This window comes from Benzoatithermus flavus (assembly GCF_037908215.1).
Classification (GTDB): Bacteria; Pseudomonadota; Alphaproteobacteria; order Geminicoccales; family Geminicoccaceae; genus Benzoatithermus; species Benzoatithermus flavus.
The window spans coordinates 1-19,122 of sequence record NZ_JBBLZC010000012.1; the positions used below are offsets into that span (position 1 = coordinate 1).

Consider the following 19,122-nt stretch of genomic DNA (forward strand, 5'->3'; position numbering starts at 1 on the left):
GGTCTTGGGGCCGCGCTGCTGCGGGGCGGGGGACGGGTCGGCTGTGGCGGTATTGGGGGCGAGGTCGGGCACGGGGGCAGGTCCGGGCTGAGGGGCAGCTGGCCCGAGCCTAACCGGATCTAGGAATATAGTCAAGAGAGGCGACCGGCCGGGCGGATCGCGACACCCGACTCCAGCACCGCCCCGTGCCCACGATCGACGCACGACAACTGGCATCGAGGTCGATAGAATGCAGGCCCGGCAGGAGCGGCACCGCATGGCGTGGCGGGACCATATCGAGATCGACCCTGGGCGGCTCGGCGGCAAGCCCGTGGTCCGCGGCTCGCGCATCCCCGTCGAGCTCGTGGCCGAGCTCGTGACCGACGGCTGGTCGGCTGAGCGCAGCCGTGAGAGCTATCCCACCCTCAGCGAGGAGGATATTCGCGCCTGCCTGCGCTACGCGGCGGCGATCTTGCGCGAGGAGCGTCGGTTCCCGCTGCCCGCTGCCTGACGGCGCCGCGTGCGGTTGCTGCTCGACGAGAACGTTCCCCATGAGCTGGCGCGCGCGCTCGCCGCGCGTGGCTACGACGCCTTGCTGCTGCCGCCTCATCTAGGCGCTACCGATGACGCCGGCATTCTCGACGAGGTGGTTCGCGATGACCGCGGGCTCGTCACGCTCGACACGGATTTCGGGACGCTGGTGTTCGCTCGTGCCCGGACACCGCCGCCTGCGGTCGTTTTGATCCGGCTGCGGGCGACCGAGCTGGTCGCGCGAATCGGCGTGGTCGCGGCGGCGATCGAGCAAGCGGCCTTCCCTGGCATGTTCGTCGTCATCGACGGGCAGGGGATACGCACAAGACCGCTGCCCTAGCACCGGAATTTCGAGGGCAGCATACGAGATCAACCCTTCTCGTGGCGCACGGGTCCTACGTGGGCCGCGCGTGCTCGGGATGCGGCCGGAGGTCAAGCGGGCAGGCCGCGCCTCGCCCCACGTGGGGAGGCTCGGCTGGCATAGGGCAGGAAGGTTAATTTCGTAGGGTGTCCCCGAAATCCGAAGGTTAATTTCGTAGGGTGTCCCCGAAATCCGCGAAATCCCACGTGGGGAGGCTCGGCTGGCATAGGGCAGGAAGGTTAATTTCGTAGGGTGTCCCCGAAATCCGAAGGAAGGTTAATTTCGTAGGGTGTCCCCGAAATCCGAGAAGGATCTGGAGCGGCTGACCATGCCGTAGCGCCTGCCCGTGGCGCGGGCGGCGAGTCCGCGCCACGACGAAGCACGGTCCGGCAGACGGACGCAGGAGGCCGGACCACCGCAACGAAGACCCGTTGGGACCTTCAGTCCGGAGAGGATCTTCCGGGCGGAGCAGCGGATCCTGGTCCGCTGCGGCGTTCGACCGCGGCCGACGGTCCCGGCTCGGCGGCATCTTCCGTCCGCCTTCGTCCGCCCGGCCCGCGTGCCTTTCGCGGGCCGCCGCCGGATTCCGATCGCGGCTCGTCGAGGGCGGCGCGGACCAAGGCGCGCACCGCCCAGCTCTTCACCTCGCGGGCGGTCTCGTCATCGAGCCGCAGGACGTCGCGGAAGACGATCATCGACTCGGGGCCGAAGATCATGGCGAGCGCAGCGCAGAGCCTGGCGTAGCTGCTCCTCGTGAGCCGGTCGCGGGCAGGGGCCAGGGCCGCCTCGATCAAGGGCGTGCGGCGGTTCTGCCGTAGCGGCACGGCTTCGTCAGCGGAGCCCTCGGCCACCCGGGCGATGGCGGAAGCCAGCATGAGCCGGAGCGCCGCCTCGTTCTCGATCACCATGCGGTGCATCGCCGCCTCGGCCTTGTCGACCCGCTCCTCCGGATCGACCGATGGGTCGCCGGCGAACAGGGTCTCGCCGTCGGGTACCGCCAGGTCGAAGGACGCCTCGACCAGGAGCGCTTCGGCGTTCCGGAAGTAGCGGTACGCGGTCGCCCGCGAGACGAGCGCCGCCTCGGCGACCTCCTCGAGGCTCGGCTTGCGCCCTTCCTTCATGAGGCGCGCCGCCGCCGCGATCAGATCCTTGCGGGTCCTGTAGCGCTGGTTGCTCCGGTCCGCCGCCTTCCCGTCCGCCATCTCAGCTCTGCGGTAGCTGTCGGATGATGGCCGCGAGATCCACCCACACGTTCTCGCGCTTGATCTCGCCGCTGTCGGCGAATTCGACGACATGCAGCATGCGGAACTCGAGCGGGCGGCCCTTGCCTTCCAGACCGAAGGGCCTGCCCACCGCCTTGCCCTGCCAAAGCGACTCGTCGATCAGGAAGTTGTCGCCATAAAGCCGCCTCAAGCACTCGACCTTGCTCTCGGACAGATCGGCGAACAGGGTTTCGTAGAAGGGGCGCGCGCCGGCGCGGCCGCGCGTCGGCCCGGACGGCCAGCCGACGATGTCGTGCTCGACGTCGGGCGAGAGCGTCGCCAGGACGCCCTCCACGTCGTCGCGGGCCTCGAAACCGAAATGCTCGTCGATCTTTCGGTCCATCTCCGCAGGCGTCAGCGCCATAGCCGGTCCTCCGGGGCGAGGGGACATTCCTGAAACGCGGATATATTGATGAGATGAGAGTATCATGTAAAGAGACTTGCTTCAGCCTCCTCGAGCATCGTTGGAGCGCGCGGCGAACTCCCTCCAGCGAGCGGCAAGGCTGTCGACGGCCAGCCATCTCTTATGTGCCCAAGGGTTTCGAGGGTGCTATACGAAATCAACCTACTCGTTCTGCCCCAGCCGAGCTTTCTTGCCGAAGGCGATGCTCGGCGTGCCTGCTCGACTTCCGACTACGCCCCGGCAAGCGCGGCCCGAGTGCCACGGGGAGGAGCGATTTCGTATGCTGTCCCCGCAACTCCGGCTCATCGCTGCGGTCGAGAACGGGAATCCTGTTGAGCGGCCGGCGCTGCCGTGGTCACATCGAGCCATGACCGCGACCGCCATTCTGAAGCTGCAGCGGGCCGGCTTCACCCAGGAGCAGGTGGAGGCGCTGGCCGAGTTCGCCGAGAGCGACGCCGCGACCAAGCTCGATCTCGCCGAGATGGAGGGTCGACTGCGGCAGGAGATCAGCGAGGCCCGAGCCGAGATGCGGACCGAGATCGGCGGACTCCGCGCCGAGATCGCCGATGTCGAGCACCGGCTCACCCGCCGCATCGACGCCGTGGAAGCCCGCATGGACCGGATGACCTTGCAGATCACCGTGCGCCTCGGCGGGATGCTCGTGGTCGCGGTCGGCGCGATGGCCGCGCTGGTGAAGCTGCTCTGAGCCGGGCGCATCATGCTGCCTCACCGCCGCCGTCACCAGCCGCTCGCGCCATTTTCTGGGTTTCAGGGACACCCTACGAAATCAACCTCTTCGTTCTGCACCAGCCGAGCCTCTGCTGGGAAGGTGCGCTGCCGGGCCGATGGCGGCCCCCATGACGGTGAGGATCGGGTGCCGGTCCGCCGGGGGCGTGGGCGTCTCCTGCCGGCACGTCCGTGCCGCCGGGAACTCCGGCCCCGCACCGACCCGCTACCCGCATTCGCTCCATTGCCCTGGAAACGTTCGCGGCGAGCATTGACAAGCGCCGGCCGGCGACGTTCCCTCGCCGGCGCCCTTGCAACGCCGCAGCCGAGATCCGGATCGCCTATGGCCCCGCCGCCCGACCACGAAGAGCTCGAGAATCTGCGCCGGGAGGTGGACCGCCTCGATGCGGCCATGGTCGACCTCCTCGCCGAGCGCATGCGCGTCGTGCAGGCGATCGCCCGGATCAAGCAGGCCGCCACCAACGGCCGGCCGGCCATCCGGCCCGGCCGGGAGGCCGTCATCCTGCGCCGCCTCGCCGAACGTGCCGCCGGACGCTTCCCGACCGCGGCCCTGCTGCGCATGTGGCGCGAGCTTCTGGCCGCCACCACCCGGGCCCAGGCCCCGTTCACGGTGGCGGTGCAGGTGCCGCCGGATCAGCCGGCGCTCTGGGACGTGGCGCGCGACCATTTCGGCTCGCTGACACCCATGTTGCGCACCGAGAGCGGATCGCAGGCGCTGCGCCTTCTGGCCGAGGATGTGAGCCGCCTCGCCGTCCTGCCGCTGCCGGGCGAGGAGCACGGCTGGTGGATCAGCCTGCTCGACACGTCCGTTCTGCCGCTCAGGATCGTGGCGCGCCTGCCGTTCTCGAACCCCGGCACCTACCCCGAGGGTGTGGACGGGTTCGTGGTCGGCGCCATCGAGCCCGAGCCCTCGGGGGACGATGTCAGCCTGATCGCCGTCGAGACCGTCGAGGACGTCAGCCGCGCCCGGCTGCTCGAGCTGCTCGGCGCCGCCGGTCAAGCACCGCGCTGGCTCGCGGGCCGGCGCCGGAGCGAGGCGGGCCATGCCCTGCATCTCCTCGAGCTCGACGGCTTCCCGATGCCTCACGACCCTCGCCTCGATCACGTGCTCGCCCATGCGCGCGAGCACGTCTTGCGCTGCGTGTGGCTCGGAGGCTATGCCCGTCCCCTGCCGGTAGGAGAGGGCGTCTGATCCGGACGCTCCCCGCCCGTTTTCCGTTCGCGCCAGCATCGAGGTAGCCCCATGGCCCTGCCCAGGCCGCGCCCCGGCATCCTGGAGATCACCCCTTACGTCGGCGGCAAGGCGAAGAGTGCGAGCTCGAAGCCCGTCGCCAAGCTCTCCTCCAACGAGAGCCCGCTCGGTCCAAGCCCCAAGGCCATCGCCGCCTATCGCGAGCTGGCCGGGGAGCTGCACCGCTACCCCGACGGCAACGCGACGGCCTTGCGCCAGGCGATCGGCCGCCGCTTCAACGTCGATCCCGATCTCGTCGTCTGCGGCGCCGGCTCCGACGAGCTGATCTCGCTCCTGATCCGCGCCTACGCGGGTCCCGGCGACGAGGTGCTCTACAGCCGCCACGGCTTTCTCATGTACCCGATCGCAGCGCTCGCTGCCGGCGCCCATCCCGTGGCCGCACCCGAGCGGAACCTCACGGCCGACGTGGACGCGCTCCTCGCCCACGTCACCTCGCGCACGCGCCTGCTGTTCCTCGCCAACCCGAACAACCCGACCGGCAGCTATCTGCCGGCGACCGAGCTCGAGCGGCTGCGGGCGGGTCTGCCCGAGGACGTGATCCTGGTGATCGATGCGGCCTATGCCGAGTACGCCACCGCACCCGATTACGCGAGCGGCCTCGAGCTCGCCCGCGGCACCCCCAACACGGTCTGTTTGCGCACCTTCTCGAAGCTGTTCGGGCTCGCGGCGCTGCGCCTCGGCTGGATGACCGCGGCACCCGCGATCGTCGACGTCATCAATCGCGTGCGCGGCCCCTTCAACGTCTCCGCGCCGGCGCTCGCCGCGGGAGTGGCGGCGCTCGAGGACCTCGAGCATCAGGAGCAGGCCCGCGCCCACAACGCGACCTGGCTGCCCTGGCTCACGCGCGAGATCCAGGCTCTTGGCCTCACCGTCCACCCGAGCCTCGGCAACTTCATCCTGATCGAATTCCCGTCCGAGCCCGGCCATGATGCCGCCGCCGCCAACGCCTTTCTCGAGGCCGAGGGCATCATCCCGCGCGAGATGGGCGCCTACGGGCTGCCGGGCTGCCTGCGTCTCAGCATCGGGCGCGAGGAGGAGAACCGGCGCGTGGTCGAGGCTCTGGCCGCCTTCGTGGCGGGGCGGAGGCAGGCATGACGCCGTTCCGCCGCGTAGCCATGCTCGGCATCGGCCTCATCAACGGCTCGCTCGCGAAGGTGATGCGACGCGAGGGGCTGGCAGGCGAGATCGTGGCCGCCGCACGCCGCGAGGAGACGCGCGCCCGCGCGCTCGAGCTGCACTTGTGCGACCGCGCCGAGGCCGATCCGGCCGAGGCGGTGCGGGGTGCCGATCTCGTCGTTCTGGGCGTGCCACCCGCCGCCGTCGGCCCGGTCGCCGCGGCGATGCGGCCGGGCCTCGCTCCCGATGCCATCGTCACCGACGTCTCGTCGATCAAGGCGCAGGTGGTCCGGGACGTCGTCCCGCACCTGCCGACACCCGGCCTGTTCGTGCCCGGCCATCCGGTGGCCGGCACCGAGCATTCCGGCCCCGATGCCGCCTTCGACACGCTGTTCGTGCGCCGCCGCTGCATCCTGACGCCGATCGAGGACACCGATCCCGCCGCCGTCGAGCGGGTCAAGGCGCTCTGGGAGCGTGCCGGCTCGCTGGTCGACATCATGACGCCCGAGCATCACGACCGCGTGCTCGCGATCACCTCGCATCTGCCGCATCTGATCGCCTATACCATCGTCGGCACCGTCGCCGACCTCGAGGAGCAGGCGCGGACCGAGGTGTTCAAGTACGCGGCCGGCGGCTTCACCGACTTCACCCGCATCGCCGCCTCCGATCCCACCATGTGGCGCGACGTGCTGCTCGGCAACCGCGAGGCCGTGCTCGAGATGCTGGGCCGGTTCACCGAGGACCTGGTGGCGCTGCAGCGCGCCATCCGCTGGGGCGACGGCCAGACCCTGTTCGACCTGTTCACCCGCACCCGGGCCATCCGCCGCGGTGTCATCCAGGCCGGCCAGGCTTATGTTCGTCAGCCGCAGGCCAACGGAGAGAACGGCTGAGCCGATGGCGGACAAGGACGCGGGCGACCTCGTCTGGTTCTTCGGCTACGGTTCCCTGATGTGGAATCCGGGCTTCGTGCACGACGACTTTGCGCCGGCACGGCTCGACGGCTGGTGCCGGGCCTTGTGCATCTACTCGACCCACTATCGCGGCACGGCGGCACGCCCCGGTCTCGTGCTCGGGCTCAAGCCCGGCGGGAGCTGTGTCGGGCGCGCCATCGGCGTGACGCGCGAGCGCGAGCCCGAGGTGCTGGCCTATCTCGACGCCCGCGAGCTCCTCGACACCTACGTCTACGACCGCGTCCGGCTGCCGGTGACCCTGCTCGACCGGCGCGCCGAGGCCGAGGCCTGGTGCTACGTCGCCAAACCCGATCACGCGCAGTATGCCGGCCATCTCGGCGGCGAGGATGTTCTGCGCTGCGTGCGCGAGGGTCACGGCCTCGCCGGTGCCTGCGCCGATTACGTCCGCAACACCGTCATGCATCTTCGGGCCATGAGCATTCTCGAGCCCGAGCTCGAGGCGATCGTGGCCGAGCTCGACGCCGCCGACAGGGACGACGCCTGACCGCCGCCGGCGGCCGGGCCGTCTCCACGCGGCCGCTCGGCTTGCGACGGTCAGCGGGCGGCGAGCGCCGCCTTCACGCCCTGCAGCAGCTCCGCCTCGGTGAAGGGCTTCGGTACCCAGCCGAGCGGCTGCGCCCGTCGGGTGCGTGCGAGCGTGCCGGGGTCGGTATGCGCCGAGACGAACAGGCTGCGGATGCCGAACCGGTCGGCGATCTCCTGCGCCGCGGCGATGCCGTCGACGGGGCCGCTGAGCCGGATGTCCATGAGCACGAGATCCGGCCGCTCGCGTCCGGCGAGCGCCACCGCCGTCGCCGCATCCGCCGCCGCGCCGACGATCTCGAACCCGGCCGCCGTCAGGAAATGCTCGATCTGCAGGCGGATGAGCCAGTCGTCGTCGACGATCAGGAGCCGTGGTCGCGCCGGCACGGCGGCGCTGCTCTCGCCCGCCGCCCAGAGCATGGCCTCGCCCGCGCGCCACGGCCACATCGGCGGTATCCGGCCTCCTGCTCCGCTGAACCCCGCGCATCCCGTCCGCATCGGCCCGATCCCGTTCAGTGCAGCGGCCGCGATGACGAGGCCCGTTGCCGGTCGCGTAGCGTGACCACGCACCGCGTGCCGCTTCCCGCCTCGACCACGCAGGCACCGCCATGCTGTTGGGCCAGCCCGCGAACCAGCAACAATCCCGTCCCGGAGCGCTGCACGCCATCCGGACCACGGCCGTTGTCCTCGACGACGAGGGTCAGAAGGTCGCCATCGCTGCGCTCCCGCTCGAGGCGAACCGTGACCTCGCCCTCCTGCTCGTCCGGAAAGGCGTGCTTGAAGGCGTTGGTCAAGAGCTCGTTGACGATGAGGCCCAGGGCCGAGGCGAGATCGAGGGGCAGGGATATCTCCACCGGCACGACCCGCACCGCTATCCCCGGCCGGTGGAAGGTGCGCGCCACGCCGGCGCAGATCTCTTGCAGGAAGGGGATGACGTCGACCCTCGAGAGATCCTCCTTCTGGTAGAACAGGCGCTGGAGCAGCGCCATGGCCTCGACCCGGAGCCGCGCGTCGTGGATCGCCGCCAGCGCCTCGGGTGCCTTCGCCTGCTGCTCGCCGAGCAGCAGGATACCGAGCAGAACCTGCAGGTTGTTCTTGACCCGGTGATGCAGCTCCCGGAGCAGCATGTTCTTCTGCCGCAGCGCCGCCTCGAGCTGGTGCTGGGCGAGCTTGCTGCGGCGGATCTCCGCGTTGAGCGCCACGACCTTCTCGGTCAGCACCTTGGAGCGGTCGTGCGCGGCCTCCTCGAAGCGCAGCAGGAGCAGCGGCTCGTCGGGATCGTCGGCCCCGCCGAGACGCCCGCCACGGCACCGGCAGCGATGGACGACGCCATCGTCCGTGTGGAGGCTCAGGCTGCCGATCACGGCGGTCCGCGAGCCGGAGAAGAGACGCAAGAGCGCGCTCACCTTTTCCGGAGGATCGGCCGTGAGCCCGGCCAGGGCGCGCCCCTCGATCTCGCCCGCGAGCCGGCCGAAGAGCCGCAGCGCCGGCGCGTTCGTCCGACGGACGACCCCCGAAGCGGTGACGAGCAGAGCCGGCTCATCCAGTACCGCGAGAAAACGCTGCAACGGGTCCACCGCCATCCTGATCCATAGCCCTGAAATATTCTCTGCCCTGCGGATCGGCATCCTCGCTCGGGACGAGGTGAACGACGACTCGGCAGCCGGAATGGCCTCGGGCGATGGTCTCCGGCAGCTCCACCCGGGCATAGCCCAGATTCTCGGCGACGATACGGCCGAAAACATTGGACGTCATCATGCACAAGGACGGCCGGCCCGCCACGAGCTCACCGAAGGGGCAGGCCCGGTTGCCGAGCACGATCTTCGTGGCGTCCTCCTCGATCACGAAGAAGTCGCCCTGGATGCGTCGCTTGAGGTCGACGAGCACGCGGGCCACCTGCGCGCGGTCGAGCCGCTCCACCCGGAGCGCTCGCTTGTACTCCGCATCGATCTGCTCGCCGATCGCGGCACCGACGACGCTGATATAGCCGGAAGCCTCGTCGAGGCCGACGACATCCTCGAGCGTGCCCGCGAGCTCGCGCAGCAGCCGACGCAGGAAGAGATCGCGCTCGAGGCCGATCGGGGCCGTTTCCGGTTCGCTCATGGCGCTGCTTCCGCTCGTGAGGGGCGAGGCGAGCATCGAAAGGCAAGCAGATCATCTCTAGACCCCACCGCCCGGCCGTCAATAGGCGGCGCTCGGGTACGAGGACGATCATGTGAACGAGCCGCATCCGACGCCATGTTCCTCGCCCGATAGCTCGGAAGAAAGGCGGTGGCCGGCTCGAGGACGGGTCGGCCGCTTCGCCGATGCTTCCTGGCCCGGTCGTGGCCAATCAAGGTTTTCGAAATCGTTCGTGCAATTTTCCTGCGCGAGACTCCCACCTTGCGGCCGTTTCGGGCCGATCTGGAAAATTATCCTAGAAACTGTCTGCGTGCAAGATGGCTCGTCCCGCTCCCCGGGCGTCAGCCACCGAGGCAGGGCTCGAGCAGGTGCAGGAACGCGGCCGGCTGCTCGGCGTGCGGCCAGTGCCCGGCACCGGGCACGGTCAGGATCTCGATGGCCGGGAAGAGCCGCCGCAGCGCCGCCTCACCCGCGGCGTCGACGTAATCCGACCGCTCGCCACGCAGCGCGAAGCTCGGGCCGGTATAGATGCGGCCCGCAAGCTCGTTCGGGAACGAGCCGATCTCGCTCATGGCCCGAAGCAGCGCTGCGAGGTTGGGCTGCCAGCGGAACCGGTCGTCGGCACTCGCGAGGTTCTGGAGCAGGAAGCCGCGCATGCCGGGCTCGGGCACGGCGGCCGCGAGAGCGGCATCGACGTCGGCGCGCTTTCGCGCTGCAGCGAGATCCACCGCCTGCATCGCGCGGATATGGTCCTCGTAGCCCTGCCGGTAGGTCACCGGTGCGATGTCGACGACGATCAGCCGCTCGACCAGCTCGGGCCGGGCGAGGGCCAGCGTCATCGCCACTTTGCCGCCCATGCTGTGGCCGAGCAGCCGCGTCCGCCCGCCGACGCGCTGCTCGATCAGGGCCGCGACGTCGGCCGCCATGGCGGCGTAGCCGGCCTCGTCCGACCAGGGCGAGGCACCATGATTGCGCAGATCCGCGAGATGAACCGTCCAATGACGCTCGAGGCCGCGGGCGATCGTGAGCCAGTTGCGAGCACGGCCCAGAAGCCCGTGCAGCACGACGACGGGCGGACCCGAGCCCAGCACGGTCGTGGCGAGCTCGAGAACGGCTGGCGAGATGCTGCTGGTCATTCCGGGCTCCTTTCCGAGGAGGGCGATCATGACGCTGGCGCGAGCGACTTCGGCCCGCCGTGGAACATCGGGTTTCGGGCGGCGTTGGCTTTCCCGGCCACCGGGCCGATCAATATAAGATGTCATCACCTCCGACGAGCAGCGCACGCATGGGGCAGAACGACATTCTCGAGACCGCCGATCCCGATGCCAAGGCGGAGCGCATCCTGCACCGGCGGCTGGATTGGGCCGAACGGAAGCTGCCGGGCTTTCTCGGCGCGTGGGTGCGGCATCTGCGGCGACCCTCGGCGAGTTGGATAAGGATACCGATCGGCGTGCTGCTGATCGCCTGCGGCTTTCTCGGCTTCCTGCCGATCCTGGGCTTTTGGATGGTGCCGCTGGGCCTGGCGCTGCTGGCGTTCGACATAGCGCTCCTGCGGCGGCCGACCGCGCGGATGATCGTCTCGGGCGAGCGGTGGTGGACGAGGCTGCGCCGCCGCTGGAGCGACGGCCGGGCCGGGGAAGGGGACCGCTAGCGCCGTCCTCCGGCGCGCTCCGGACGCATCGCCCGACCCGGCGGGCCTCGTCAGAGCCTCGTGCGCAGATGGAAGCTCTTCGGCCGGGTCAGGTGTTCGTAAGCCAGGCGCGAGAGCGCCACGCCGCGGCCGGAGTCCTTGACGCCGACCCAGGCCAGCGCCGGATCGAGATAGTCGCAGCGATTCATGAACACCGTGCCGGTCTCGAGCCGGTCGCCGATCCGCAGCGCCGCCGCCTCGTCGCTCGTCCAGATGGCGGCGGTGAGGCCGAAGGCGCTGTCGTTCATGAGCGCTATCGCCTCCTCGTCGTCCCTGACCTTCATGATCCCGACGATGGGCGCGAAGCTCTCCTCGGTCATCACCCGCATCTCGTGCGTGACGCCGACGAGGCACTGCGGCGCCATGTAGGCGGAGCCGCGCGCCTCGCGCGGGAAACGCCGCGGATCGATCAGCGCCTTCGCCCCCTGCCGGACCGCCTCCTCGACCTGATCGCGGGCGAAGTCGGCGGCGCTCGCGCGCACCATGGGACCCAGATTGGTCGAAGGCAGGGTGGGATCGTCCAGGACGTAGCGGCTCGCGAGCTCGACATAGCCCGCGACGAAGTCGTCGTAGAGCTTCTCGTGGACGTAGATCCGCTCGATCCCGCAGCAGCTCTGCCCCGAGTTGAAGCAGGCGCCGTCCACGAGATTCTCGACCGCGTGCGCGAGATCGGCGTCGGCGCGGACATAGGCCGGGTCCTTGCCGCCGAGCTCGAGGTTGGTGGCGATGAACGCCTTGCCGGCCGCAGCCTGGACCGCGTGCCCGCCCGGCACCGAACCCGTGAAGGCGACGAGCTGCGCCTCGCCGCTGCCCACGATGCGGAGCGCGTCGTCGTGGGCGAGATGGAGGTGCTGGAACACGCCCGCCGGCAGGCCCGCCGCGTCGAACGCCGCTTGGAAGCGCTCGGCGCACAGCGGGGTCTGGGCGGAGTGCTTCAGGAGCACGACGTTGCCGGCAGCAAGGGCCGGGATCACCGCGTTGACGGCGGTGAGATAAGGATAGTTCCAGGGGGCGATGACGAAGACGAGGCCCAAGGGCTCGTGGCGGATGAAGCGGGTGAAGCCCGCCTTCTCGCCGACGGCCACGTCGGTGAGGGCTTCGGGCGCCACCTCGAGCATGTGGCGCGCCCGCTCCTCGAACCCGCGGATCTCGCCGGGGCTCTGGGAGATCGGCCGGCCCATCTGCCAGGTGATCTCGGCCGCGATCGCGTCCCGGTCTGCGACGAACGCATCGACGGCCCGGCTCAGGAGGGCAATACGCTCGCGAACCGGTGTCGCCCGCCAGCCGGCGAAGGCGGCTTTCGCCCGCTCGAGGGCGGTGGCGATCTCGCGCTCGCCCGCGAGCTCGCGCTCGACATAGACCCGGCCGTCGACCGGCGAGATGGTGCGTTGCAGAGCCATGGCGTTCCCCGTTGCGTGGACACGTGCGCGACGTTAGGCGAGAACGCCGCGAGCGCCAATGCCACGCCGCCGGGAAAGGACATGCCGGGACCGCTGCTGACCCGGCACGCTATCCGGCCTGGTCAGTGCGCGGCGATGTAGGCTTCGCGCAGGACCGAGGTCTCGAGCTCCATCTCCTCGAGCCGGCTCTTCACCACGTCGCCAATGCTGACGATGCCGGCGAGCCGGCCGTTCTCGATGACGGGCAGATGGCGAAAGCGGCGTCGAGTCATCTCGGCCATGATGGCCTTGACGCTGTCCTCGGGGCTGCAGGTGGTGACGCCGGTGGTCATGAGCTCGGCGACATGGCGGTCGGTGCCCATGATCGCGGCGCCCTCCTGGGCCAGCGCCTTCACGATGTCGCGCTCGGAGATGATCCCTTGGACCGTGCTGCCGTCCTCGCTCACGACGAGCGCGCCCACGCGCTCGAGCGCCAGCCGGTGGACGGCGGTGGAGACGGTGGCATCCGGGCGGATGGTGATGACCCGCCGGCCCTTCGCCTCCAGGATATCGCGCACTTTCATCGGCCTTGCCCTCCTGTCCGGTCCACGAGCGGGCAGGTCCACGCACCCACACCCGCAAGATCCTACTATGCGCCGATCGCGGCAGGCTGTCCAAGGGCGGAGCCGGAGCACGGGACGAGGCTGGCGGGACCGTGATTCCGCCGGCCGGCACGCCGGGCCCTCGAACCTTTCGCGGGTCACGGTGAACGGGCATCGCACGAGGTCCCGAAAGGAAAAGCGGCGGGTGGGGCCCGCCGCCTTAGGAGAAATGCCCGACCACGCGGTCCCTGCCGGGCGGAGGGGCTGCTACTGGCCGCCGCCCAGGTTGTGGACGTAGACCGCGAGCATCTTGATCGCCGTCTCGTCGAGCCGGCCCTGCCAGTTCGGCATCACGCCGAGCTTCGGCCGGTTGATCTGGGCCGCGATCTGCGCGGGCTCGCCGCCGTAGAGCCAGATCGCGTCGTTGAGGGCGGGAGCGCCCATCTCCTTGATGCCTTCGCCCTTCTCGCCGTGGCAGGACGCGCAGTTCTCGGCGAAGACGGTGGCCCCCTGTTCGGCCGCCGTCTTGTCGGTGGCGCGGTCGGTGAGCGAGAGCACGTACTGCACGACCTGGTCGATCTGCTCGGGTTTCAGGATGCCGTCGGCGCCGAAGCTCGGCATCACGTTGTCGCGCGCCTCCGGGTCCTGGCCGTTCCGGATGCCGTGCCGGATCGTGTACTCGATCTGGTCGATCTGGCCGCCCCAGAGCCAGTCGTCGTCGGCGAGCGTGGGGTAGACGCCTTGACCCGCGCCGCCGAGGCCGTGGCAGGGGGCGCAGTTGTTCTTGAACTGCTTCTCGCCGCCGGCCACGGCGAACTGGAGCAGCTCGGGGTTCTTTTCGATCGCGGCGGTGTCGGTCGCCTTGATCTCGTCGAGCCACTTCGCCTGCAAGGCGCGGGCATCGGCCAGGCGCTGCTCGAGCTCGACGCGCTGGTTCGAGCCGAGCACGCCGCCCGTATGGCCCGACTTCCAGGGCCAGGACGGGTAGAGCACCCACCACAGCACCGAGAAGGCGATGGTGGCGTAGAAGGTGTAGACCCACCATTTCGGCAGCGGGTTGTTGAGCTCCTTGATCCCGTCCCACTCGTGGCCGGTGGTCTCGACACCCGTGACCGCGTCCTTTTCAGCCTTGGTGGCCATTCTTCATCTCCTCATCCCGAAACGGGATGCGCGCGTGGTCTTCCATCTCCTGCTTGCGACCCGGCCAGTAGGCCCAGGCGACGATGCCGGCGAACAGGAGAAACGTCCAGACGAGCCAGAACTGCTTCAGTATCGGAAGGATCGATTCCAACAGTTTTTCCTCCCTCTACTGCAGAAGATCTTCGGTGCGGACGTCGGTGAAGTCGACCATGCGGCCGAGGACCTGGAGATAGGCCACGAGCGCGTCCATCTCGGTCAGCCGGTCCGGCTGGCCGTCGAAGTCGCCGGTGGCCGCCTTCGGGTAGCGGGCGAGGAGCGCCTCGTGGTCGCCGTCGTTGGCGGCCTGCGCCTCGAGATCGGCCTTCGCGTTCTGGATCTGCTCGTCCGTGTAGGGTACGCCGACGGTTCTGAGCGTCTTCAGGTGATCGACGACGTCGCTCGCCTGCAGGTCGCGGTCCTTGAGGAAGGCGTAAGGCGGCATGATGCTCTCGGGCACCACGCTCCGGGGATCGATCAGGTGCGCCACCTGCCACTGGTTCGAGTACTTGCCGCCGACCCGGGCGAGGTCGGGGCCGGTGCGCTTGCTGCCCCACTGGAACGGGTGGTCGTACATGCTCTCCGCGGCGAGGCTGTAATGGCCGTAGCGCTCGGCCTCGTCGCGAAACGGGCGGATCATCTGCGAGTGGCAGTTGTAGCAGCCCTCGCGGATGTAGATGTTGCGACCCATGAGCTCGAGCGGCGAGTAGGGACGCACGCCCTGGACCTTCTCGATCGTGCTCTCGATCGTGAAGAGAGGGGCGATCTCGACGATGCCGCCGATCGAGACGGTGATCAGGATCAGGACGAGGAGCAGGAAGCCCCGCGTCTCGACCTTCTCGTGGCTGCTCAGGATGGACATGGCGCAGCGTCCTTCACTCGGCGGGGGTGGCGGCAACGATCGCCGGCTTCAGGACCATCTCCTCCTCGGCCCTGACGTCGCCGCGCGCGGTGCGCCACAGGTTGTAGACCATGATCAGGGAGCCGGTGGTGAACAGGACACCGCCCAAGGCCCGGATGACGTAGAAGGGATGCATGGCCTCGACGGTCTCGATGAACGAGAACTGGAGGAAGCCGAGCGCGTCGTAGGAGCGCCACATCAGGCCCTGCATGATGCCCGAGACCCACATCGCCGTGATGTAGAGGACGATGCCCATGGTCGCGATCCAGAAGTGCCACTCGACCAGCTTCAAGGAATAGAGGCGGCTGGCCTTCCACAGGCGCGGCACGAGGTAGTAGACGGCGCCGAAGCTGACGAAGGCGACCCAGCCCAGCGCACCGGAATGGACGTGGCCCACGGTCCAGTCGGTGTAGTGGCTGAGCGCGTTGACCTGGCGGATCGACATGAGCGGGCCCTCGAACGTGCTCATGCCGTAGAAGGCCACCGAGACCACGAGGAAGCGCAGCACGGGGTCGTAGCGCAGCTTGTCCCAGGCGCCCCTGAGGGTCATGAGGCCGTTGATCATGCCGCCCCAGGACGGCATCCACAGCATCACCGAGAAGGTCATGCCGAGCACCTGCGCCCAGTCCGGCAGCGCCGTGAAGTGCAGGTGATGCGGGCCGGCCCAGATGTAGAGGAAGATCAGCGCCCAGAAATGGATGATCGACAGCCGGTAGGAATAGACCGGTCGCTCGGCCTGCTTGGGTACGAAGTAGTACATCATGCCGAGAAAGCCGGCGGTCAGGAAGAAGCCCACCGCGTTGTGGCCGTACCACCACTGGGTGAGCGCGTCCTGCACGCCCGCGAACAGCGAGTAGCTCTTCGTCCCGAAGAACGACACCGGCACCGACAGGTTGTTGACGATGTGCAGCATCGCGATCGTGACGATGAAGGCGAGGTAGAACCAGTTCGCCACGTAGATGTGCGGCTCTTTCCTGGTCACGATCGTGCCGAAGAACACGACGAGGTAGACGACCCAGACGAGGGTGAGCCAGAGATCGGTGTACCACTCGGGCTCGGCGTACTCGCGGCCCTCGGTGATGCCCATGACGTAGCCCGAGGCGGCCAGCACGATGAAGAGCTGGTAGCCCCAGAACAGGAAGTTGGCGAGCAGCGGGCCGCCGAACAGCGGTGCCCGGCAGGTGCGCTGCACCACGTAGAGCGAGGTGGCGAGCAGCGCGTTGCCGCCGAAGGCGAAGATCACGGCCGAGGTGTGGAGCGGGCGCAGCCGACCGAAGGTCGTCCACTCCAGGCCGAGATTGAGTGCCGGGTACGCGAGCTGGAACGCGATGAACGTTCCGGCGAGAAAGCCGACCACGCCCCAGAAGACCGTCGCGATCGTGAAGAGACGCACGACGTCTTCGTTGTAGGCGGGCCGGTCCGCTGCCAATAAGGCGGTGCCTGCCGCAGCCATGGGAATTCTCCTGCCTCGATTGCGCGTGGCCGTACGGCATCGCGATCCGGCGTGCGCAGCCAGCGCAGGCCGGCCCTCCGATCCGTCACCAGCCATCCGATGCGCACGTGACGGGCCGGTCGTTCTCCGATCCCGGAAGAACCCGAACCCGTCTCGTGCGACGCCGTGACCTTGCCAGCCGGGGGGAATTCGCGGCATTGATCTGTATCAAATGCGGCTGCGACCGGATGGTGCGAAACCGCATGCTGGAGAGGCGAAGCGGAAGGTTGGCCTCGGCCCCGACATTCGGAGCGAGGCGGCGCATGGGGAGACAGGAAATGGCGGCCCAAGCCGTACCGGCGTTCGCCGGCCCACAGGTGGCGATCCGCAGAATCGAGCTCGACCGGCCCTGGCAATGGCTGGCCAAAGGCTGGCAGGACATGCGCGTCGCGCCGCACGTGAGCTACACGTACGGCCTGCTCGCGGCGCTCACGGGGTATGTGCTCAGCTACGGACTCTACCTCGTCGACATGCTCTACCTGGTCCTGCCGCTGACCGCAGGCTTTCTCATCGTCGGCCCGATCCTCGCGGTCGGCCTCTACGAGGTGAGCCGGCGGGCGGAGCTGGGCCTGTCGACGGGGCTCGACGAAGCGTTCGGTGCCTTTCGGCGCAACAGCAGCCAGATCGCGCTCATGGGCGTGGCGCTCATGCTCCTGATGTTCGCTTGGGCGCGGATCGCCGCCCTCATCTTCTTCCTCTATTTCGGCATGCAGCCGCCGTCCTTCGAGAACCTGATCGTCACGACCTTCCTCGAGCCGGACGCGCTGCCCTTCCTGGCCTTCGGCACGCTCACGGGCGGCGTTCTGGCGTTCGTCGCCTTCTCGATCAGCGTCGTGTCGATCCCGCTCCTGCTCGACCGGCCGCAGGCCAACGTGATCGACGCCATGGCGACGAGCTTCCGCACCGTTCAGACCAACCTGGCGCCCATGCTGTTCTGGGCGGCGCTGATCGTTATGTTCATCGCGGCGGGCCTCGCCACGCTCTATCTCGGACTCATCGTCACGCTCCCCTTGATCGGGCACGCGAGCTGGCATGCATATCGCGACCTCGTCAGCTATCCCGAGCAGGGATAGGCTCGCGAGCCTCCGCCACAACGACGACGAGATCGATTCGATGGGTCAGTGGATCTTCGGTGCCATCATGGGCGTGCTCAGCCTGTTCGGGCTGTTCATCGCCAGCCGTTCGCACGATCAGATTTTCTATGCGTTCGGCCTTTTGCTCTTTCTGTTCGGCCTCGGCTTCGTCTTCTGGCTGATCGCCCGCAACACCGGCCATCCCAGGAGCCGGAGCGAGCAGCACGGGCACTGACCCGGCCGGGCGCCGCTCGACCTTCCGGGCCGGGCGACCGGCCCGGAACGCATGTCCGCTCCTCGCCCGACGGAATTGCGCCTCCCGGCTGCCCTGCCTAGGCTGGGCAGGCTGGCCTGTAAGGGAGGCAAAGGATGCGACAGGCGCTCAAGCGGGTCCTGGTTGCGGCGGCGATGCTGCTCGCCTGCGCTGCTCCGGCCCGCGCGGCCGAGAAGGTCGTCTTCGACACCGACTTCAACACCATGGGCGACGACGGCCAGGCCTTCGTCATGCTCGTCCAGGCGATGCGCGAGGCGAAGGTCGAAATCCTGGGCATGACCGTCGTGAGCGGCAACCAGTGGCTCGACCAGGAGGTCGCCGACGCGCTCAAGGCGGTCGAGCGGATGGGGGTGGCCGGGAAGGTCAAGGTCTATCCGGGCGCCCTTTATCCTCTCGTCCACGACCAGGCCACGCTCGAGCTCGAGCAGAAGCTGTTCGGCAAGGGCTATGCCGGCGCCTGGCGCAGCCCGCGTCCGAAGCCGGACGGGCTGATCCCGCCGCCCGACGGGTTCGCGCAGAATGCCAGGCCCGAGACGACCCACGCGGTCGACTTCCTGATCGACGCGATCCGGCGCAACCCGAACGAAGTGACGATCCTCGCGGTGGGCCCGCTCACCAACCTGGCGCTGGCCTTCCGCAAGGACCCCGACATCGTCCCGCTCGTGAAGCGGATCGTCTACATGGGCGGGGCGATCGAGGTGCCCGGCAACGTGACGCCGGCGGCCGAGTTCAACTGGTGGTTCGACCCGGAAGCCGCGCGGATCGTGCTGCGCCAGCCGGTCGAGCACGTGATCGTCCCGCTCGACGTGACCAACACCGCACGGTTCGACAGGAAAATCTACGAGCGGATCAGCGCCGCCGGCACGCCGGTCGCGACGCTGTTCCAGGCCGTTTACGCGAAGAAGTTCGCGAGCGATCCGGCGGCGCGGGCCGAAGTGTGGGACACGCTGGCCGCCGCCTACGTGCTCGATTCCAGCCTCGCCACCGATCTGCGCGAGCTGCAGGGCGTCGATGTCGACATCGTGTTCGGGCCGGACTATGGCCGCTCGCTCGGCTACGGCAGAAACCCGCCCGTGGGCGTGCAGAGGGCCAAGGTGGTGTTCGGGCTCGACCTCGACCGCTTCTGGGCGATGTACACGGATCTCCTCACCCGCCCGGTCGGCGGCTGAGGAACCCCGGTGCCGGCCATCCTGTTCCTTGCTCACTTCCCCTGACAGCCTGGAGCCCGCGGGCCGCATCGTCCGCCCGCGGGCGTCTTCTTGCGAGGAAA

23 protein-coding genes are annotated in these 19,122 nt (G+C 68.8%); 11 read left to right on the top strand and 12 right to left on the bottom strand.

What is annotated here, in order from left to right; translation table 11 throughout:
* Positions 1 to 256 precede the first annotated feature (256 nt).
* Both U1T56_RS12860 and U1T56_RS12865 read left to right on the top strand, forming a co-directional pair.
* Positions 257 to 490, top strand: coding sequence for a DUF433 domain-containing protein (locus U1T56_RS12860; protein WP_418159885.1), 234 nt, complete (start codon positions 257 to 259; stop codon positions 488 to 490).
* A gap of 9 nt (positions 491 to 499) precedes the next feature.
* Positions 500 to 850: a DUF5615 family PIN-like protein gene (locus tag U1T56_RS12865; RefSeq protein WP_418159886.1), complete on the top strand. Its 351-nt coding sequence runs from the start codon at positions 500 to 502 to the stop codon at positions 848 to 850.
* Positions 851 to 1,311: 461 nt separating this feature from the next.
* Here U1T56_RS12865 and U1T56_RS12870 read toward each other — a convergent pair whose 3' ends face one another.
* Together U1T56_RS12870 and U1T56_RS12875 are read right to left on the bottom strand one after the other, a co-directional pair.
* Positions 1,312 to 2,073, bottom strand: a complete 762-nt coding sequence (locus U1T56_RS12870) for a TetR/AcrR family transcriptional regulator (RefSeq protein WP_418159887.1) — start codon at positions 2,071 to 2,073, stop codon at positions 1,312 to 1,314.
* A 1-nt stretch (position 2,074) separates the two neighbouring features.
* Positions 2,075 to 2,497: an ester cyclase gene (locus U1T56_RS12875; RefSeq protein ID WP_418159888.1), complete on the bottom strand. Its 423-nt coding sequence runs from the start codon at positions 2,495 to 2,497 to the stop codon at positions 2,075 to 2,077.
* Positions 2,498 to 2,903: 406 nt separating this feature from the next.
* Here U1T56_RS12875 and U1T56_RS12880 point away from each other — a divergent pair, with 406 nt between their 5' ends.
* From U1T56_RS12880 to U1T56_RS12900, 5 genes are all read left to right on the top strand, one after another.
* A complete protein-coding gene (locus U1T56_RS12880; RefSeq protein ID WP_418159889.1) occupies positions 2,904 to 3,242 on the top strand; it encodes a hypothetical protein in 339 nt (112 codons plus the stop codon).
* Positions 3,243 to 3,605: 363 nt separating this feature from the next.
* The gene (locus tag U1T56_RS12885) at positions 3,606 to 4,475 is read left to right on the top strand and encodes a chorismate mutase (protein WP_418159890.1); all 870 of its coding nucleotides are present in this window, start codon (positions 3,606 to 3,608) and stop codon (positions 4,473 to 4,475) included.
* 51 nt (positions 4,476 to 4,526) lie between these two features.
* A complete protein-coding gene (gene hisC, locus U1T56_RS12890) occupies positions 4,527 to 5,630 on the top strand; it encodes a histidinol-phosphate transaminase (RefSeq protein WP_418159891.1) in 1,104 nt (367 codons plus the stop codon).
* Positions 5,627 to 6,541 carry a prephenate/arogenate dehydrogenase family protein gene (locus U1T56_RS12895; protein WP_418159892.1) on the top strand — a complete coding sequence of 305 codons (915 nt, stop codon included), beginning with the start codon at positions 5,627 to 5,629 and terminating at the stop codon, positions 6,539 to 6,541. Before hisC ends, U1T56_RS12895 begins: the two co-directional genes overlap by 4 nt.
* Before the next feature lie 4 nt (positions 6,542 to 6,545).
* Positions 6,546 to 7,106: a gamma-glutamylcyclotransferase gene (locus U1T56_RS12900; protein WP_418159893.1), complete on the top strand. Its 561-nt coding sequence runs from the start codon at positions 6,546 to 6,548 to the stop codon at positions 7,104 to 7,106.
* A 50-nt stretch (positions 7,107 to 7,156) separates the two neighbouring features.
* On the opposite strand, the gene U1T56_RS12905 is transcribed toward U1T56_RS12900, so the two are convergent.
* From U1T56_RS12905 to U1T56_RS12920, 4 genes are all read right to left on the bottom strand, one after another.
* Positions 7,157 to 7,591, bottom strand: a complete 435-nt coding sequence (locus tag U1T56_RS12905) for a response regulator (protein ID WP_418159894.1) — start codon at positions 7,589 to 7,591, stop codon at positions 7,157 to 7,159.
* A 65-nt stretch (positions 7,592 to 7,656) separates the two neighbouring features.
* A complete protein-coding gene (locus U1T56_RS12910) occupies positions 7,657 to 8,712 on the bottom strand; it encodes a sensor histidine kinase (protein ID WP_418159895.1) in 1,056 nt (351 codons plus the stop codon).
* A complete protein-coding gene (locus tag U1T56_RS12915) occupies positions 8,684 to 9,247 on the bottom strand; it encodes a methanogen output domain 1-containing protein (RefSeq protein WP_418159896.1) in 564 nt (187 codons plus the stop codon). The genes U1T56_RS12910 and U1T56_RS12915 overlap by 29 nt, the downstream gene beginning before the upstream one ends.
* A 359-nt stretch (positions 9,248 to 9,606) precedes the next feature.
* Positions 9,607 to 10,401 (bottom strand): alpha/beta fold hydrolase, encoded by a 795-nt coding sequence (locus U1T56_RS12920; RefSeq protein WP_418159897.1) that lies wholly within the window; start codon positions 10,399 to 10,401, stop codon positions 9,607 to 9,609.
* Between the two features lie 149 nt (positions 10,402 to 10,550).
* Here U1T56_RS12920 and U1T56_RS12925 point away from each other — a divergent pair, with 149 nt between their 5' ends.
* Positions 10,551 to 10,916, top strand: coding sequence for a hypothetical protein (locus U1T56_RS12925; RefSeq protein ID WP_418159898.1), 366 nt, complete (start codon positions 10,551 to 10,553; stop codon positions 10,914 to 10,916).
* A gap of 50 nt (positions 10,917 to 10,966) precedes the next feature.
* Here U1T56_RS12925 and U1T56_RS12930 read toward each other — a convergent pair whose 3' ends face one another.
* The 6 genes from U1T56_RS12930 to ccoN form a co-directional block, all read right to left on the bottom strand.
* Positions 10,967 to 12,355, bottom strand: a complete 1,389-nt coding sequence (locus U1T56_RS12930) for an aldehyde dehydrogenase family protein (protein ID WP_418159899.1) — start codon at positions 12,353 to 12,355, stop codon at positions 10,967 to 10,969.
* A gap of 122 nt (positions 12,356 to 12,477) precedes the next feature.
* Entirely contained in the window at positions 12,478 to 12,918 is a 441-nt protein-coding gene (locus tag U1T56_RS12935; RefSeq protein WP_418159900.1) for a CBS domain-containing protein, read from the bottom strand.
* 285 nt (positions 12,919 to 13,203) lie between these two features.
* Positions 13,204 to 14,076 carry a cytochrome-c oxidase, cbb3-type subunit III gene (ccoP, locus tag U1T56_RS12940; protein ID WP_418159901.1) on the bottom strand — a complete coding sequence of 291 codons (873 nt, stop codon included), beginning with the start codon at positions 14,074 to 14,076 and terminating at the stop codon, positions 13,204 to 13,206.
* Positions 14,060 to 14,227, bottom strand: coding sequence for a cbb3-type cytochrome oxidase subunit 3 (locus U1T56_RS12945; RefSeq protein WP_418159902.1), 168 nt, complete (start codon positions 14,225 to 14,227; stop codon positions 14,060 to 14,062). The genes ccoP and U1T56_RS12945 overlap by 17 nt, the downstream gene beginning before the upstream one ends.
* A gap of 15 nt (positions 14,228 to 14,242) precedes the next feature.
* Positions 14,243 to 14,974, bottom strand: coding sequence for a cytochrome-c oxidase, cbb3-type subunit II (gene ccoO / locus U1T56_RS12950; RefSeq protein WP_418159903.1), 732 nt, complete (start codon positions 14,972 to 14,974; stop codon positions 14,243 to 14,245).
* Positions 14,975 to 14,987: 13 nt separating this feature from the next.
* The gene (gene ccoN / locus U1T56_RS12955; protein ID WP_418159904.1) at positions 14,988 to 16,466 is read right to left on the bottom strand and encodes a cytochrome-c oxidase, cbb3-type subunit I; all 1,479 of its coding nucleotides are present in this window, start codon (positions 16,464 to 16,466) and stop codon (positions 14,988 to 14,990) included.
* A 317-nt stretch (positions 16,467 to 16,783) separates the two neighbouring features.
* Here ccoN and U1T56_RS12960 point away from each other — a divergent pair, with 317 nt between their 5' ends.
* The 3 genes from U1T56_RS12960 (at position 16,784) to U1T56_RS12970 (ending at position 19,021) form a co-directional block, all read left to right on the top strand.
* Entirely contained in the window at positions 16,784 to 17,578 is a 795-nt protein-coding gene (locus tag U1T56_RS12960; protein WP_418159905.1) for a DUF2189 domain-containing protein, read from the top strand.
* A 40-nt stretch (positions 17,579 to 17,618) separates the two neighbouring features.
* Positions 17,619 to 17,813, top strand: coding sequence for a hypothetical protein (locus U1T56_RS12965; RefSeq protein WP_418159906.1), 195 nt, complete (start codon positions 17,619 to 17,621; stop codon positions 17,811 to 17,813).
* Positions 17,814 to 17,947: 134 nt separating this feature from the next.
* Entirely contained in the window at positions 17,948 to 19,021 is a 1,074-nt protein-coding gene (locus U1T56_RS12970; protein ID WP_418159907.1) for a nucleoside hydrolase, read from the top strand.
* The last annotated feature ends 101 nt before the right edge of the window (positions 19,022 to 19,122 follow it).